Raw genomic sequence first — 16,147 nt, forward strand, 5'->3', positions numbered from 1 at the left:
ACATCGTGCCCGGTGAGGCACTGGCGGAGGATACGAGATTCGAACTCGTGAGGGGTTGCCCCCAACACGCTTTCCAAATGTTCGTCTGGGGGTTCTGGGGTGTGCGGGGGCGTTCTGACCTGCGGGGCAGCAGTGGCTGGTGGGCCTTGTGAACGGTGCTGTACGCCGGTGAATGCAACCAGAACTGCAACCACGGATCCGAGCGTTCTGTCTGGCCGCCAACTCAGTCGACCATTGCTGGTTCCCTCATTGCTCGTGCGTGGAGGGCGGCTGCTCCGGGAGCGTGGTCTGCCGGGCCACGGCGTCGGCGATGGCTGATATCAGCTCTTGGCTGTTGGCCCACAGCCAGCGCTTGAACTCCTCGCTGACCGCGGCCCCGAGGGTTTCCGGCACGCTCACTTCGTGTAGGTAGAGCCAGTCGGCGAAGGCTTTCGTCACACCCTGCTCAACAGCGCGAGTCTCCTTGAAGGAGGGTGCTGCTGGCCGCGACGGTCCGGGCCGGTCCGGCGAGGGCGGGCGGTTCGCTTGCGCTTCTTGCCGAGCAGCGGGCGTTGAGGTGTCCGATGGGGCAAGCAGCGGACCGCCCCAGGCCCGTTCTGTGACTTCACCCCAGACGCGGGGGGCGACGGTGCTGGGGTCCACGCCCTCGCTGGGCATGGCGGTCTTGTACACGCCGCCAGGGCTTTCGGAGCGGTCATGCTCCTTGATCCAGAAGATTCGTCTGGTGAACTGGCCAGGCGACTCGTTGCTCGGGGCGTCACGCTTGAGGGTCGAGTATCCGACTCGACGACCAGCTCCGTGCCAAGGAACTGGACGTGCCCGTGTGCCGGCCTCGGTGATGAGGGTCTCGCGCACGTAGTCGAAACCGTCGATGTCTTCTGTCCAGACGATGCGTTCCTCGTGCTGGATGTCTGTTGGGTCCTTGCTCATATGGATCCTTTCCGAGTACCTGCTGACGTGCCGTGAAGACACGGTTGGGATGGTGAGGGACCGCGGTGTTACGGCTTGTGGCTCCCGCCTGCGGCGCGTAGATGCCGGCGGAACTGGTCACGCAACTGTCGGAGCGGAGCGTCGCCGCCGAGCCGTCGGAGAAACTCACCGACCTCCCACGTGATCAGGCCGCCCTGGCGGGAAAGGTAGAGGCCGACGTGGTCGATGCCGTACTGGTCGTCGTAGTCGAGGAGCAGGTATCCGGCGATCTGGTAAATCTCGTCGCGGCCCAGGCGGCGAGGGTCTTTGGTGGCTTTGCAGTCCAGCAGGAGGCCGTCGAGGATGTAGTCGGCGTCGGCTCCTCCGATGTCGCGACTGCCGGTGAACACAGGGCCGCAGACGCGGGCCTTGGGCGGCAGACTGCGGAAGCTGGCGAAGGGACTGGTGGTGAGCTGCATCTGCTGGCTGATGTCGTCGAGTACGTATGTGGGGACAGCACCTGTGAGGTCGTCCAGGTTGGTCGCGGGGGTGGCCCCGGCGAGCATGCTGAATCGGCGGATCTGACCGGTGCGGGCGATGTCCTCGAAGAACCCGGCGACAAAGCACAGCCGGGTGAGTACGTCGTCGTCCATGCTTCCCGGGGCGGCGAGGTAGGCGTCGACGGCGGCCAGAAGCTGCTGTCCCGCAGCGTGCAGGGCCTTCCGGCTCTCCGGCCCGGGGGCCCCGCGAAGAGACTCAGCGCCGTCAAGGGCCCAGACGCCAAGGGTCACAGCGGGCCCGAGCCGTCCACCGAGCGACAGACGCAGTCGGTAGTCGATGGCGTGGCCGAGTGCCGACCAGTTCGGATGCTGTACGTCGATGGGCTGGACGGGTTGCGGAAGGCGAGCGATGCGGCCCAGGTAGTCGCGCACCAGGGTTTCGCTGTATGGGAGGCGGTGCGCCATGAACTCCGAGATGGGCGAGGTGTCGTACTTCAACTGGCCGGTCAGGCTCAGCTCGATCATCGGTCGCCCGGCCACGGTGCCGTCCTGGCCTGCGCCGGCCATGGAGGTCTCGTACGCATCGATCCAGGTGATCCCGTCGATGTCCAACTGGTGGCGGGCGCGGGTGACCGCGACGTAGATCAGGCGGGCCTCGCTGGAGTTCAGCGGACGCTGTAGGCCGTCGTCGTCGACAGAGGGAGCCATGAAGCCCTTGCCGATCCGGACTGAAGACCACTCACGGCCCTTGGCCTTGTGGGCGGTGGACACGGTGACCTTCGCGTCCTGCTCGGGGGAGAGCTGGTCCACCGCGGAGATGATCTGGTCAGGACCGTAGGTGTCCACCAGCTGCACGATGGCTTTGAGGTCCTGGGCGGCCTTGTCCTGCTCGGCGTACTCCTGCACCTCGCCCCAGGAGCTGAACAGGAACAGCTCGGGATGACTGGTGCGCTTTCCGGCCTTCAACTCCATAGCGGCTTCCGCGATGCGGTGGAGTGCACTGCCGCCGCCGGTCAGCGCCACTGGGATGCCCAGCTCCAGGAAGGCCAGGACCTCTTGCATGGCGTCGGCGTTGCCCCTGCACAACACCGCGTCCGGGTTTGCCAGTTTGTCGATGCGGGAGGCGCTGGGGCCGTGCCCGGTGAGCTGCATCTCGGACTCGGCGTGCCTGAGCCAGCGGTTGGCCACCGTGGCGATCGCAGGCCCGAAGCGGAAGGACTGGGTGAGGTGGAGGTGATCGGCCGGAAAGCCGGTCATCACGTCCCGCGCGCTGCGCCATCCGTAGATCTGCTGGGCCGGGTCGCCGACGCAGATTCGCTGTGCCTCCTGGGCGAGGAAGACCTCCTCCAGGACGGGGTTGGTGTCCTGGGCCTCGTCCAGCAAGACGAAGTCGGTGGGCAGCACCGGCTCGGTCATCGCCCACAACTTCATGTAGTGATCGTGCTCGAACCGCAGCTTGCCCGAGACGGAGCAGATGTCCTGCCAGGCTCGATGCGCATAGGGCAGCAGAGTGCGCGCGAGGAACTCCTGCGCTTGGTCGTCGAGGCCGTTGACCCACTCCATGTGGCGGGCCATGACCTGTCGGTCGGTCGTGTAGCAGAACCTCCGGATCATGCCCATCACGAGGCGTGCCTGGTGATTGACTTTGATACGGCGGGAATTGACATCCAAGTCGCGGGCGATGCCCAGCATCTGGGCGGTGTACTTGGCGGGGATGCGTGCCGAGTTGTTGAGGCGCTCACGATAGTGATGCCCCACTGCCTGGAAGGCGAGGGAATGCGCGGTGCGGCATTCCACGTTCGGCCCGAAACGTCCGCGCGCGTCGTCGGCGATCGACCGGTTGAAGGCGACGTACAGCCCACGTTTACGTGTGGCGGCGCCCATCAGGATCAGCGTGGAAGTCTTGCCGGTTCCGGCCCCAGCGACCAAGGCCAGATCCCGGCCCGAGGCGAATAACTCGCGGGCGGCCTGCTGCTCTTGGGTTGGCGCAATGGCCACAGGAGTCCTCTCTGGGAAGTGCGGCCTCATGTACCGCATCCCGCAGGCTGCCCTCTCTCGTGACCAACCGTCAATATGGTCTTACGTTCAGTGCTCGGTGGTGTGTCCTGTGGATGGAGGTCAATAGCCAAGCGGGGTAGCGACGTGTGTCGGGGAGCGCGCGGTCAATTTCGGAGGATCGTCTCTCTTGCCGCGCGTGCCCAGATGGCCTGCTGGCGGGTGGTGAAGCCCATGCGGTTCCAGTGGAAGAGGATGTGCCGGGCCAGGATGCTGCGTGTTCCGAGGGCGAGTTGTCCTTCCCGTCCGCAGTGGCCGAGGGCACGGCCGCCGCGTTTAAATCCGGCGATCCATTCGGCCATAGGGGCGAGCGGACCACCGGCCGTGAGGGCGGGCACGGCATCGATTGTGAGGAGTCGGTGCATTGCGCCGGTCATGGCGGTGACACGCTCGACAGGGACGTTGTCGGGGAGGGGGCGCGCTGCTTCGACGCGTGCCCAGACATCGCCCTGCTCGCTCCATTCCTGGTGGGCGGCGCGGAGGAAGAGGCTGATGACGAGGAGCGAGGTTGCCTTAGGATCGAGAAGTCCGCGGTCGTCTGTGTTGTCGCGGCGGAGGTAGTCAAGGACGCCGGTGCTGTCCGTGTGAAACAGGCCGTGGGCGATGTCCATGCCGATCGGACCTCCGAAGGCAGTTGTTTCCGGCTCGTACAGCGACGGCCACCAGCGCATGACCACGCCTCGCGAGACCGCGTTGTCGAGGGCCGTGCTGATCGGCTTCGTCACACCGTCGATGGTGGTGGCCGGGCCGGGGGTAATGCGGAGGCGCCAGCAGGGGTGCTTGCGGACGAACCACCACGCGACGAGCGTCCCGGTCTCCCTCTCTTGACGCAAGAGCGGTAGGAGGTAGGCGCCGAAGGCGCGCTCGGCAGTCGAGTAGTCGGTGAACTCGATGTTCACCTGGTGCCCTTGGGGCAGTTCGGGTTGTGTGTCGAGGGCGGCTCGTCCCGCCGCGCGGTACCGCGCGGCGGCCTCCGTGAGGAGATCCGTGGACGAGTGCAATTGGGCGGCGGCTTCTGCGATCGGGGTGCCGGTGAGGACGGCCAGGATGGCCTGCTCGACGGCGCTGTTGTCGTGCGGCGGATCCATCCAGAACTCTTCAGCGGCGGACATCAGATGAGGAGCAGGCAGGCGTCCCAGTCGCCGACGGGTGTGTCCGCTTCGGTGTCTTGGAAGGCGAGGTCCGTGCCGGCTGCGCCTTCGAGGAACCCGGCCTCTGTGGGAGGACCTACAGAAAGGAAGCGGTGTGTGAGCTGGGGCAGGTGGTTGGTGAAGAGGTGTGGTTCGTCGGCGTCCATGGCGACGCGTTGGACGGTACGTAGGAGGCCGCCGACACCGTGACACAGACCGCGGTCGGTGAGGTGATCGAGTTGGATGGGATCGGACAGGCAGTACAGGAGCGCTCGTTCGGCCATGCGCTGGCGGTCTGTGTCACCCAGGGCGAGGGCGGCGAGTTGCTGGGCGCGGGCGAGGCCGGGAGTGCCGTAGCACCAGGAGGGCGCCGCTGGGTGCGCGGGGCTCGCGCTGGTATCGGTGATCCAGCGTGGCCAGCGGGTTCCTCGGTGGTCGCTGACGCGTATCCGGTCCAGCCAGCGGCAGATGCGGAGCATCGCCTCCTGGTGGCCGGGCACGGTGATGCCGCGCAGGTGGGCGAGTGCGAGGAGAGCCAGGGGTCCGGTAATGCCGTGGGCCAGCCCGGCGTTGGCGTGGCCGCCGGGCGTGGGGGTCCCGAGGTTGACGGGGCTGTGGCCCACCCACCAGCCGGGCCGGGGGCGCCCGTTGGGGCCGGGGAGCGGCTCGGTCAGGCGCACGAGGTATTTCAGGACGGCTTGGATCTCTGCACCGTCGGGGGTACGACGCAGGAGAAGGGTGCCGAGGCCGGTGAGGCCGCGCAGTAGGTCGTACTCGGCGAAGCTGGTGGGTTGGCCGTGGTCGATGCGGGTGTGGGCTGCTTTCAGTCGGCGGCGGGTGTGGGTGGTCACGATCCGGTCGAGGGCGTTCAGGGCGCCGACGTACTGGTTGCTGCTGGCGGCGGCCAGATGCAGGACGTACGTCATCGCGGGTGCGCCGAGAAACAGTCCCGCTGTGTTTCCGTCGAACAGCGGGCCGACGGCGGCGAGTTGGCCGTGGACGTCCTGCCACGATCCATCGCCGTGGCGGGCGTGCTCGATGTGGAGCAGGGCGATGCCGAGGGCGCCGTGGGCGAGCGACTGCCGGAAGGCGGTGTCCTGTTCGGCGATGGGTGTGACGGTGGTGGTCACCGCGGTGCTCCTTCGATGCGCGCGTTCCAGGACAGCGCGGCGGTGCGGGCGAGGCGGCGGCAGGTGGCCTCGCTGTCGGGATCGATGCCGGCTGCCCGGTTGTGGTGCATGTGCAGCAGGGAGGGCAGGACGTCCGTCGGCTCGGCGCCGTGGTCGGCGAGCGCGGTCCGGTATGTCCTCAGCGAATCGCGGCGGTGGTCCCAGGCGGCGACGACCTGGTCGCCGCCGGGCAAAGCTCGTAGTGCGGCGAAGTTGCTGTCCGGGGTGGTCAGTTGAACGGCCTGTGCTTGGAGATCGCGCGAAGGCATCTCGCCCTCTCCCTTGAGCAGGTGCTCGGTCAGCCAGCGGTTCCCGGCCGCCTGGCTGTTGGTGAAGGCGGCGGCGATGTCCACGAAGCTCGCGGCGGTGACTGCTGGTTGCATACGCGGAGGCAGGCCGAGCATCAGTTGGGCGATCGCGGCGGTGGAGTCGGCGGCGAAGGTGCGTTCGGCGACGGCGAGGGTGTCGCCAGTGCCGTAGCGGCCGGTCTCCGGTTCGTCGGTGTCCCACTGGATGCGGCGGATCAGCCCATCGTTGCGGAGTTCCGCCGCCCAGGCTCCGACGCGCTGCGCGGTGGTGCCGAAGGCGTCCGGGTTCGGCAGTCGGAGCCGTAGGCGTAGATGGGTTTCCGGATCGCTGTAGCGCGTGTACCACCACAACGGTTCGCCGCTCGCCTGGTCTTGGAACAGGGTGGGCAGGTGCGTGGTGAGGATCTCCGGGGTGCGTTCGGGGTGGCAGTAGATCTTCAGGTAGGCCCATGCGGAGGTGCCTGGCAGACGGCCGCTTTCGCGCCGTACAACCGCCGTCGTTCGGGGGCGGTGAACCGCCGGTGCAACTGTGGAGGCAAACGGCATGGTGATCTCGTGTGCGCGGCCGAGCCAGCCGTACGCCCCCTCCTCGGGCGCCTCGTGCAGCGTCACCGTGCCGGTGCGCTCCAGTTCCATGCGCAGGAGCTGTTGGTGGGTGGAGTGGTCGAGGTCGAGGCGGAGACGCTGGTCGTCGGAGCCGAGGAACACGGTACGGGTCACGCCGTAGCGACAGCGCCAGTCGGTGAAGTGGCGTAGCCAGTCGGGATGTTCGTCGTGAACGAGGTCACGCGTCCGGAGGCGCCAGCAGGCGGGCGAGAGGATGGTGCGGCCGACGCGGACCTCGGGCAGGAACGGTAGTCGGGCGGCTGCTCCCCACGCGAAGGGGGCCAGTACCGCGCTGTGTGAGCGGTGCACTTCGGTAAGGAAGCGGACCAACGGGTGTGTGGCGTTGGTGAGTTCGACGGCGTTCATCGCCGACGGTTCGGCGAGCCGGCCGGTGGACAGCGAGACCAGGTAGAGGCGCTGGGGGTCTGCGGTCACGGCGAGGTCGTCTAGGCCGAGCGTGGCAGCGGAGTTGTGCTCGCCCAGCGAGAGTACGTGGCGTACGACGGCGGGGGCTCGGCTGACGTTCTGGGTGCGCAGCCGGAGCGGCGGACTGGACATCTGTACGCGGTCCGTGTCGGCGGTGAGTGTCGGCAGGGACGCGTACGCGGACGTCATGCGGTCGCGGTCGGCCGAGTCCAGCAGGGTCAGGAACCGGCCGGTCGTGGTGCCCGCTGCCTGGGAGAGGCCCGCGAGGCTCAGTGTGTATCGGCCCTGGTTCAGGGCGCTCAGAGAGGTGGCGAGTACGGAGAAGCACAGCTCGACATGGGCGGGGACCTGGGTGACCTCGCCGACGGCGAGCGTGGCGAGGTCCTCTTCGGTCAGCGTGATCTCGCGTGCCTGATTGATCGCGGCGTCCTGGGCGAGGGCGAGGAGGTGTTCGTCCCGGCGGGTGGTGGCCTGGACGGGACGTTTGAGGAGGGAACCGCGGTAGCCGGCCGGGAATCCGAGGCCGATGTCCGGGTCGGTGAGGTCGCGGACGGGCACGAGGGCGCCCATGCTGTAGCGCTCCAGGAAGCGGACGCGGTAGTCCTGCCAGGCCGGAGGCCCGGCAGGGTAGGGCGAGATACGGGCCATGACCTGGAGGGCTCGTTCTGCTTCCCGTGCGACCTCGGCGGGCAGGACGACATCGCAGTCGGGCCGCAGATTCACCACCAGGGTCCGCCCGTTCACGCCGGTCGCGGCTGTCATGCGCTTCGTGGCCTCGGCGCGGAGGGTCCGCTGCTCGTCGGCCGGAGCGTGGTTGTGGCGGATCAGGAGCTGGTGGATCTGGCGGAGGTGCCCGGCTGTCTCCGTCTGGGGATCCGTGCTGAAAGAGTCGAGTTGGGCCACCAGGTGGCCGAGTGCGTCGTCGCAGGTCATGGGCGCCCGCAGGCTGGTGATGAGGATCCGGTGGGCGACGAGGTCCCGAACCATGTCCTCGATCACCGGTGTGGGCGTGCTGGGGTAGCTCGCGTGCAGCTTGGCGACGATGTCCTCGACGGTGATCGGCGCGCGGGCGAGTTCGAGGACCGCGTCGGCAGCGGGGGTGCGGCGCAGGGTGACCTTGGCAGGACCGTCCCTACCCGGTTGGTGCGGTACGGCGATTCTGGTGCCCCGGACGACGCACGTGTGATCGGCGATCACGGGCAGGTGCCGCAGCAGGTCGGTGTTTCTGCTCCAGGGCGGTGACGATCTCCGTGAGCCACTCGGCGTCCGCTCGGATGGACGTCCTGTGATCGGTACCCCATTGCACCTGGGCGCGGTCTCCGAGTTGTACGGGCGCGGGGCCGGCGAACAGACCGAAGGGCGTGGCACGGTGCTGCATCCGCAACAGGTAACGCATCAGCGAGATGACAGCGCGCCGGACGGTGCGCGGTCGCTGGTTACGGCCGTCGAGTACGCCGTGCACGGCCTCGACCAGCAGAGGGCTGGCGACCTCGATGGCCGCCACTATGGCCTCGTCCGCCCAGACCTCGCCGATCCACTCCCGCCAACGCTCCACGTCGCCGGAGGTGTTGCCGGCGAGGTCCGGCCAGGGAGGCTGTGGGGCAGTCGGCGGCCGTGCGGCTGCTCTGATCAGAACCGCGTCGACGGCGTCGTACATCGCAATGCCTCCTTCGTTCGTCGTCTTGTGTGGCGAGGGGCGGGGCCGGTGACCCCGGCCCCGCCCCTCAGCGGTTGATCAGCCGCCGATGCAGGTGCTGTTGGAGCAGGCGGACTGGCAGGTGGAGGTGCAGCCGTCGCCGGTGTCGTTCAGCAGGCCGGGCACGACCGGAGCGGACGCGATGGTCTCGATGTCGAGGTCGAAGTCCGTATCGGTGCCGGACGTGAAGTCCGTCGCGGCCTTGAGCGTGGTGCTGCCCTGTGGTGCCATCTCGATTCCTCCTGAGTGAGTGGGATGTGCCTTGCTGTCCTGGCCGGTGGGCGCTCTCAGCTCTACGGCCAGGTGATCAGGACCCGCGCGTGCGGGCGGTCGACGACGCGGCCCGAGGGAAGCTGCCCGTCCGGTGCGCCCGTCGGGTGGATCTCGATCCGTGCTCGGTTGCTGCGGTGCTCGCGGTCCCAGACCTGGATCTCCTCGACCAGGCGCTCGGCGACCTTCTGGCCCTGCGGCCCGTGGCCGATGGCGCCGAGCTCGAACCGGTCCGGGTTTTCGGTACGCCGAACAGTTCGATAGGCGAAGCTGTCGCCGTCGACGAGCGTGGGGACCCCGAGCGGCGAGGCCGAGGCAACCAGGCCGCGCTCGCGGGCGGCCGGGGTCGCGGCCAGGAGCGGCAGGTTGTCCAGTGCGGTAGTCAGCCACATGTCCAGGTGCTCGCTGGACTCGTCGCCGGCGAGTGTCACTCCGGACCATGCTTTGACGCTGGGGCTGCGAAGGGCGGCCCGCAGTCCGTCGGCGTCCGGCTCGGGGTGACCGTCCAGACGCAGGCCCACTTCTTCGCCTTCGGCGTCGTGCAGGAGGACCAGGCGAACGCGGTTCTCGCCAGCGCCTTGCATGGGCACGAAGCCGCACAACTCGACGCTTTCGCTCAGCAGTTGGTCGCCGTGGCGGACGAGCGCGACGGTACGGGTCATGCCACGCATCCGCAGAGGCACGACGATGCGGCCGCCGTCGACGAGCTGCTCGGTCCACGCCGGCGGGATGTCGGCGGCCTGGACGGTGACGAGAACGCGGTCGTACGGAGCGTGGTCGGCCACGCCGTATTCGCCATCGGCGGTGACGACGCGCACCCGCTGGTCGTAGCCGGTCTCGGCCAGGAACTTCTCGGCGCGTGCGGTGACGTCGTGGTCGATGTCCACGGTGACGACGAGGCCCTCGGGGCCGACGATCTCGGCCAGATAGGCGGCGTTGACGCCGCCGGAGCCGATCTCCAGTACCCGCATACCGGGCCGCAGGTCGGCCTGTTCGATCTGCATGGCCTGGATGCGGGCGGCGGACACCGAACTGATGGCCACACCGTCGGCGTCCTTCTTCGTGATCGCGGCGAACTCCGTCTGATAGGCCGTGGCCAGGTCCAGTTCGGGGGTGGCCAGATGCCGGGGGACCTTGCGGAACGCGGCCACGACGTGCGGGCTACGGGCGGCGTCGACTTCGATCAGTTCTCGGACCATCGCGTCGCGCAATTGCTCAGCGGATGCGGGGGCTTCCTCTTGGTGGGGCGTCATGTCGAGGACGTTATTCACGAGCTCTCTCTTTCTCGGCTGTCTCTGCCGAGCCGGTCGCGACGTGGAGGAGATGTGGGCTGTGTCGGCTGGGGCTAGGGGATGGTTGCGTCGAGGGGTGCCAGCTCGGAGGGCGCGGGTTGGCCCACCTGCGAGGTAGCCACGGGGCTCAGTGATCGGCTGCACCAGACCCACTTGCCCCCACGCCTTCGTCGCGTACGGCATCCCCAGTCGTCGGAGAACGCTTCCACCAGGGATAACCCGCGGCCGGACTCGCCCTCGGTGGACTGGGTGCGGGGCACCGGCAGACTGGGAGAGGCGTCGGCGATCTCGGCCAGGATGGTGTCGTCGCGCTGCTGCAGAACCATCACGATGGGGCCCTCGCCGTGTTGCACGGCGTTCGTGACAAGCTCCGACACGACCAGGACCATGTCGTCGGCCAAGTTGCCCAGGCCCCAAGAGGTCAGGGTGTCGCGCGTCGACCTACGTGCCTTGGACGCCGCGTGCGGATCGGACTCCAACGGGATAGCGATCGCTCTCAGGACGCGGCCGGCGTTCGTGCTCTGTCGAGGAATCGTCATCATGCCCACCTACGCAGAGCGTCCCGGACCCGCCGTACCGTCGACGTACTGTTGTCGAAGGCGCCCAGAGCAGCATGAACGCGTGCTCCACCGGCCGGAGTTGTCCATGGCTTCGCGGGCAACCGCACGGGCCAGGTCTGGCCGCACGTCCGGTGGGAGAGCGGCAGTCTGTCCTGGAGGGCCGGTGGGGGGCTTTCCTGCTTCACGGCGGTGCTCCTTGGGAAGAGACGGACTATCCGGGCGGAGACGCCTCCAGCGGCGGGTACGTCGCAGGAGATGGTGTCCTCGCACTAGGTGACGGCGATAAGAGTGAGGCCGGGGCGGATGTCGTCACCACGGCCCAGTGGGTAGCGTCTGCCGCTCTTCCAGGTGACGCACGTGTCACGCGGGTAGCTTCGAAGTGTCGTCTGCACCAAGGCGGTTGCGGCTCCCTCGTATGCCGGGGTCCCCTGAATGTGAGGGAGCCGCAGGCCAAAAGGCCGACGATGGTTGGTCAGTGGTCTTCTTTGGCCGAGAGGGGCCGATGATGGATGAACGTCCCAGGACGCTGCTCAAGGCCCTGGTGGCCCAACGTCACTGGCGCTACGGCGACTTCGTGGGCCACTTCACCCGCACCGCCGAGAAGGTCATCAGGAAGGGCACCGCGAACCCGACGATCTCCGAGGCGCAGTTCCGCCGTTGGACCGCGGGCACCATCCGGACCCTGCCCGGCCCGGACGCGTGCCGGGTACTGGAGGAGATGTTCGGCGTCAGCGCCGCTGCCCTGTTTCAGGCGCCTCCCTCAGCCGAGTCACCCGCACCCGCGTTCAGCCTGAAAGACGAGATCGACATGACTGCACGCGACGCGTCCAACGAGGCCGGTGCTGCCGCCTCCGCGTCCATCTCCGACACCACACTCGACCAGTTGCGCGACGACGTCGCCGAACTCGCCCGCCGCTACCACTCCTTCTCGGCATTCGAAATCCTCCAGACCGCACGGAAGTTGAGGGAGGAAGCCGAACAGCACCGCGACCGCACCCAGGTACCCGCCCAGCAGCAGGACCTGCTGGTCATCGCCGGACAAGCCTGCGCGCTGCTGTCCGCCGCAGCCTTCGACCTCGGCTCGCTCGACGGCGCCACCCGTCTCGCCCGGGCCGCCGCCCTGTACGGCGAGACCGCCCGCTTCACCCCGCTGCGGGCCTTCGCTGGCGGTGCCCTCGCCTATATCGCCTACTTCTCCGGTCGGCCCGCCGAAGCGGCCCAGATCGCCCAGCGCGCGCAGATGTTCACCGGGCTAGGCGATGTCGCACACCGTCGCCTGGCGGCCATCGAGGCACGCGCGCACGGCCACCGAGGCGACGCGGCCTCGGCCCAGCAGGCGCTCAACGCCTCTCGCCAGGAAGGGCCTGGACACATCGACGACCTGCATGACGGCGTGGCGGGCGAGTTCGGCTTCCCCGACGACCGACTGGCCATGTCCAACGCCTCGACCTGTCTGCTGCTCGGCGACGGCGAACAGGCCGAGGCCGCTGCCCGGACGGCGCTCGACCTGGTGGCAGGCAAGCCCGAGGCCCTCCGCTCCGCACGCGTCGTGGGCGGGGCTGCCGCGGACCTGGCCGCGGCCCGGCTCCTGTGCGGTGACCTCGACGGCGCCGCCGACGCTCTCGAACGTGTCTGGATCGTGCCCGGCGAGCAGCGCGCCACTGGTCTGTTGACCCGTACCGCGCGCGTCCGCCGCGCATTGACCGACGAGCGGTTCCGACGGGCGCCCCTCGCCGACGAAATGGGCGAGCGCCTGGAACACTTCAGCCGCCTCGCCGCTCAGCACCAACTGGGCGTGGGATCTGGCGCGTTGGCCGTCCTGGAGGGATGATCCGACTCAGGACGCGGAGGCCACAGCAGCGAGGATCTTGGCCTCCTTTTCCGGGGCGATTCCGTGCTCCGCCCAGCGAGGGTGATCCACCGGACGCCCGTCGGCCCGCAACCAGGCCCACGTATCCGTGATCGTCTCGGTCAGCGGCCGGCACCGCAGCCCGGCCGCCACCGCCTTGCCGGCGTCCACCGACCACACGCCGGCGTGGGTACGCCAGAGGGGCAACTCGGTCCACTGCCGAACCTCGTGCTCGATGAGCACCTCGGGCTCCACCCACACCGGGTGCCCCTTCGACTCGGTGACGGCAAGGCAGGCGAGCAGGAAGTCCCCGAACCCCATCCCTTCCGGATGGGCCAGGTTGTAGGCGCCGCCGGTGCTGGCGGCCGCCTGGTCCAGGGCGAAGGCCGCGATATCGCGCACGTCGACCGGCTGGATGATCCGGTCGGCCGGAGCCGGCGCCAGCACCGGTCCACCCCGGCCGGCCCGGTTCAGCCACCACGGCAGCCTGCCCACGTACTCACCCGGCCCGAGGATGACTCCCGGCCGCAGGAACACCGCCCCATCGCCGAACACCTCGGCGACCGCCCGCTCCCCGCCGGCCTTCTGGAACCCGTACTTGGTGGGCGACCCGTCCGCGCCGGTGTAACCGAAGGACTCGTCCGCGTCCGACGGGCACTCCAGCACCTCGGACTCCTCGGTCAACGTGTGGTGCGGCCACCCCGCGTACACCGACACGGTGGACACGTGCACCCACCGGACTACGGCATCGCGCAGAGCCTGTGCGGCCAGCCGGACGTCGCGCGGCGGAAACTCGGAACTCGACGTATCGATCACGGCGTCCCAAGGCCCCTGGGCAGCAAGGCGGTTGAGATCCGCGACCTCCGTACGATCACCGCGGACCGCACGCACCCCCGGCACATCCCGACCGGACCGGCCGCGACTGAACGTCGTCACATCCCAGCCACGGAGCAGCGCTCCTTCGACGACGTACTTGCCCAGGAACCAGGTGCCACCCAAGACCAGAATCCTCATACCCAAGATCCTGCCCTCCCGCAGGACAAAGGTAGAAGGGGGCGTCAGTTGTCTGTTGTCATCGGATCCAGTCGGCGTGCTACCGAAGACAGTCGATGGGTCGATCTGGTCCCGTGGTTGCCGCAGCGGCATGAGCAAGGCGGTCTGTCGCTCGGTCAGTTGGGATCTCTACGCTCTGACCATGTCGAAGCAGAAGCGAGGCAGGAAGCACCGCACGCCCCAGAAGCGGGCACCGCGCCGTCCCTCGGCGCCGCACTCCCGTGCGACGGGTCCGGTGTTACCGGGCGGCGGATCGCCGCTGAGGGGGAGTTTGGACATGACCGCGACACTGTTGCAGCACGCGAAGCCGGACCAGTTGGTGGAGCTGTTGTTGCCGCACCTGTGGGTGTCGATCGTTGATGGCAGCGTCCCGGCGAACGTCTGCGTGGACGCGTGCCTGACGTTGCGGAACGCCTACGGGCAGCTGGGGGTACGGGCCGAACTACAGCCGGTAGACCTGGTGATCCGGAGCAGAAACGGTGACCGGATCCGCTACGGCTCGCTGAAACCGTCCTGGACGGGCACATCCTGGAACGGGCACTGCGTGCTGGTCCTGCCCGATTCCGGGCGGATCGTGGACGCCACCGTGGAGCAGTTTGATGAGGTCCGTGAGATCGGCGCGGGCCCGATGATCGGCAAGGTGGCCTTGTCGGTGGATGCGACGCAAGACGGCGGGCTCATGGAGCCGGGCGCCCAGGTAGTACTACAGCGCGGGGACCTGGTGCTGACCTACACCGTCGCCGGGCCGGAAGCACTGGCCTCCATCCTGGACCACCCGGAAGTGGTGGCTCATGCGGATGGCCACCGGCGAACCGGGGTGAACGTCGCTTCGCTGGCGCTGGCTGCTTTGCGCGGCGAGGGCGTGCATGAACGGGCGGTGCAGGCTCCCTATCCGAGGCTGCGGGCCCTGCTGCGGGCGGTCGGGGATACCGCGTACGAGCCGGACGAAGGCAGGGACATCCGGTTCCGCCTGCCCGACACTGACGGGCACGAGCGATGGCTGAGACTGGACGAGATCCCGCTGCCGCCAGCCACCCCGGCCGCCTGGCCACGCTCCTAGGCGGCACCGGCGGCAGGACACCACGGCGACACGGAGCCCCCGGTGCTATGCCGAGAATGCAGGGGCTCTGCGTCGTCATCAAATCCAGTCGTCACAGGTCAAGAGGCTGCAGTCGGCTAACTACGGTGACAAAGGACACCAGTTCGCTCGGGGCAGACAGGAAAGCCCCTGATAGGACTGGTGCGCTGCTGCAGACCATGTCACCGTACAACGCTCTGCCAGAGCACCTACCCCCGAACCCATGGAGGCGCCCCTGTACCCGCACCACTCCAGCGACTCTCTCCACCCCGACTCGCATCAGCCGTTGTACTGGGTCACTCCGCGCCACCTGGCCGGTGACGACGGTATTCTCGCCGAGCAGGTCGGGGCCACCTTGACCGGCCTCGGCTGGGGCATGTGGCCCACCTCCCGCAACACCTTGATGTACGTCAGTCCGGATGGGCTGTGCGGCGCTGAGTGGATCCTCGCGGCCTACCCGTTCGAGTTGGGCGGCCTGCCTGTTGCGTGGCATCTGAGCTCCCGCTCGCACGCCACGTCCGTGATGACGGAGTGGAACGCCTACTTCACCGTCGGCCTCCCGTACGAGGTCCTTGCTGACCTCCTCGTGGCGATCGACGCCCATGAGACACCCGACATCGGCTACGAGGGACCCGCGGCGGTCCTTGATGCGCTGGGTGTTCAGGGCTGGGTCCGTGACGTCGACTGCCCCCACACCACCGCCATGGACCCCGGGTTCTCCGCCACCGTCTCCCTGGGACTGCAGCCACCGCTTGTCCAGGACGCGAATCCGCGCCCCGACTTGATGGGGTGGCAGGCATGGGCGGAACCCGTTCTAGGCGCCCCATATCTGTGGTGCGCCAGCTTCAGCGCCAGCGTCCCCCATGACCTGGTCGCGGCATTCGCATCCTCCCTGGCCTCTCCGGCCCTGGTGTCGCGCCGCATCCTGCCCCAGGGCGCCGAGAACCGGCTCACGGTGGTTCGCCGTAGTTGAGGGCCCGTACCTCGGCAGTACCTGTCGTACTGCTTCTCACCGATCGCCGATTCCCCCTAAGCGGTTTGTTCGCTGCACCCGCCAGGCGAGAGAGATGGAGACCATATGTTCCGAATATTCACGCGGCGTCGTCGCACCGATCGTGAGTTCCGTGATGCCCAGCGCGCGAGCTACGCGTTGCTCCTGCAGCTAAAGGCCAAGGCCGTGAAGTTACGGGTCTGGTGTGGTTGTCCATGGCGTCGTGATCTGCGGGTTCACCGGACGCGAGGAGCG

13 protein-coding genes are annotated in these 16,147 nt (G+C 68.2%); 3 read left to right on the top strand and 10 right to left on the bottom strand.

The annotated features are described in order from the left end of the window. Nucleotides 1-246 precede the first annotated feature (246 nt). From O3Q52_RS31280 to O3Q52_RS31320, 9 genes are all read right to left on the bottom strand, one after another. Nucleotides 247-930, bottom strand: coding sequence for a DUF6009 family protein (locus O3Q52_RS31280; RefSeq protein ID WP_269652055.1), 684 nt, complete (start codon nt 928-930; stop codon nt 247-249). A gap of 68 nt (nt 931-998) precedes the next feature. Then, nucleotides 999-3,446, bottom strand: a complete 2,448-nt coding sequence (locus O3Q52_RS54235; protein ID WP_332112964.1) for a UvrD-helicase domain-containing protein — start codon at nt 3,444-3,446, stop codon at nt 999-1,001. Between the two features lie 125 nt (nt 3,447-3,571). Then, nucleotides 3,572-4,576: a thiopeptide-type bacteriocin biosynthesis protein gene (locus O3Q52_RS31290; protein WP_269652056.1), complete on the bottom strand. Its 1,005-nt coding sequence runs from the start codon at nt 4,574-4,576 to the stop codon at nt 3,572-3,574. Next, nucleotides 4,576-5,724, bottom strand: a complete 1,149-nt coding sequence (locus O3Q52_RS31295; protein WP_269652057.1) for a lanthionine synthetase C family protein — start codon at nt 5,722-5,724, stop codon at nt 4,576-4,578. Before O3Q52_RS31295 ends, O3Q52_RS31290 begins: the two co-directional genes overlap by 1 nt. Next, nucleotides 5,721-8,300 carry a lantibiotic dehydratase gene (locus O3Q52_RS31300; protein WP_269652058.1) on the bottom strand — a complete coding sequence of 860 codons (2,580 nt, stop codon included), beginning with the start codon at nt 8,298-8,300 and terminating at the stop codon, nt 5,721-5,723. Before O3Q52_RS31300 ends, O3Q52_RS31295 begins: the two co-directional genes overlap by 4 nt. Further along, nucleotides 8,236-8,760 (bottom strand): lantibiotic dehydratase, encoded by a 525-nt coding sequence (locus O3Q52_RS31305; RefSeq protein ID WP_269652059.1) that lies wholly within the window; start codon nt 8,758-8,760, stop codon nt 8,236-8,238. Before O3Q52_RS31305 ends, O3Q52_RS31300 begins: the two co-directional genes overlap by 65 nt. 78 nt (nt 8,761-8,838) lie before the next feature. After that, entirely contained in the window at nt 8,839-9,030 is a 192-nt protein-coding gene (locus O3Q52_RS31310) for an FxLD family lanthipeptide (RefSeq protein ID WP_200678509.1), read from the bottom strand. A 62-nt stretch (nt 9,031-9,092) separates the two neighbouring features. Beyond that, nucleotides 9,093-10,322, bottom strand: a complete 1,230-nt coding sequence (gene fxlM, locus O3Q52_RS31315; protein ID WP_269652060.1) for a methyltransferase, FxLD system — start codon at nt 10,320-10,322, stop codon at nt 9,093-9,095. A gap of 92 nt (nt 10,323-10,414) precedes the next feature. Then, complete coding sequence (locus O3Q52_RS31320) at nt 10,415-10,900, bottom strand: ATP-binding protein (protein WP_269652061.1); 486 nt, start codon at nt 10,898-10,900, stop codon at nt 10,415-10,417. A 526-nt stretch (nt 10,901-11,426) separates the two neighbouring features. Between O3Q52_RS31320 and O3Q52_RS31325 the strand changes: the two genes are divergently transcribed. Next, entirely contained in the window at nt 11,427-12,752 is a 1,326-nt protein-coding gene (locus tag O3Q52_RS31325; RefSeq protein ID WP_269652062.1) for a DNA-binding protein, read from the top strand. Between the two features lie 6 nt (nt 12,753-12,758). Here O3Q52_RS31325 and O3Q52_RS31330 read toward each other — a convergent pair whose 3' ends face one another. Further along, nucleotides 12,759-13,784 (bottom strand): NAD-dependent epimerase/dehydratase family protein, encoded by a 1,026-nt coding sequence (locus tag O3Q52_RS31330; protein WP_269652063.1) that lies wholly within the window; start codon nt 13,782-13,784, stop codon nt 12,759-12,761. 316 nt (nt 13,785-14,100) lie between these two features. Between O3Q52_RS31330 and O3Q52_RS31335 the strand changes: the two genes are divergently transcribed. Continuing rightward, nucleotides 14,101-14,883, top strand: coding sequence for a hypothetical protein (locus O3Q52_RS31335; protein WP_269652064.1), 783 nt, complete (start codon nt 14,101-14,103; stop codon nt 14,881-14,883). A gap of 241 nt (nt 14,884-15,124) precedes the next feature. Next, nucleotides 15,125-15,874 (top strand): DUF317 domain-containing protein, encoded by a 750-nt coding sequence (locus O3Q52_RS31340; protein WP_269652065.1) that lies wholly within the window; start codon nt 15,125-15,127, stop codon nt 15,872-15,874. Nucleotides 15,875-16,147 lie beyond the last annotated feature (273 nt).

Source organism: Streptomyces sp. ActVer (genome assembly GCF_027270795.1).
Classification (GTDB): Bacteria; Actinomycetota; Actinomycetes; order Streptomycetales; family Streptomycetaceae; genus Streptomyces; species Streptomyces umbrinus_A.

Excerpts from the sequence above, each read along its gene's own strand:
- O3Q52_RS31280 (WP_269652055.1), bottom strand. The coding sequence starts at position 930 with ATGAGCAAGGACCCAACAGACATCCAGCACGAGGAACGCATCGTCTGG.
- O3Q52_RS31325 (WP_269652062.1), top strand. The coding sequence starts at position 11,427 with ATGGATGAACGTCCCAGGACGCTGCTCAAGGCCCTGGTGGCCCAACGT.
- fxlM (WP_269652060.1), bottom strand. The coding sequence starts at position 10,322 with ATGACGCCCCACCAAGAGGAAGCCCCCGCATCCGCTGAGCAATTGCGC.
- O3Q52_RS31310 (WP_200678509.1), bottom strand. The coding sequence starts at position 9,030 with ATGGCACCACAGGGCAGCACCACGCTCAAGGCCGCGACGGACTTCACG.
- O3Q52_RS31340 (WP_269652065.1), top strand. The coding sequence starts at position 15,125 with ATGGAGGCGCCCCTGTACCCGCACCACTCCAGCGACTCTCTCCACCCC.
- O3Q52_RS31330 (WP_269652063.1), bottom strand. The coding sequence starts at position 13,784 with ATGAGGATTCTGGTCTTGGGTGGCACCTGGTTCCTGGGCAAGTACGTC.
- O3Q52_RS31320 (WP_269652061.1), bottom strand. The coding sequence starts at position 10,900 with ATGACGATTCCTCGACAGAGCACGAACGCCGGCCGCGTCCTGAGAGCG.
- O3Q52_RS31305 (WP_269652059.1), bottom strand. The coding sequence starts at position 8,760 with ATGTACGACGCCGTCGACGCGGTTCTGATCAGAGCAGCCGCACGGCCG.
- O3Q52_RS31290 (WP_269652056.1), bottom strand. The coding sequence starts at position 4,576 with ATGTCCGCCGCTGAAGAGTTCTGGATGGATCCGCCGCACGACAACAGC.
- O3Q52_RS31335 (WP_269652064.1), top strand. The coding sequence starts at position 14,101 with ATGACCGCGACACTGTTGCAGCACGCGAAGCCGGACCAGTTGGTGGAG.
- O3Q52_RS54235 (WP_332112964.1), bottom strand. The coding sequence starts at position 3,446 with ATGCGGTACATGAGGCCGCACTTCCCAGAGAGGACTCCTGTGGCCATT.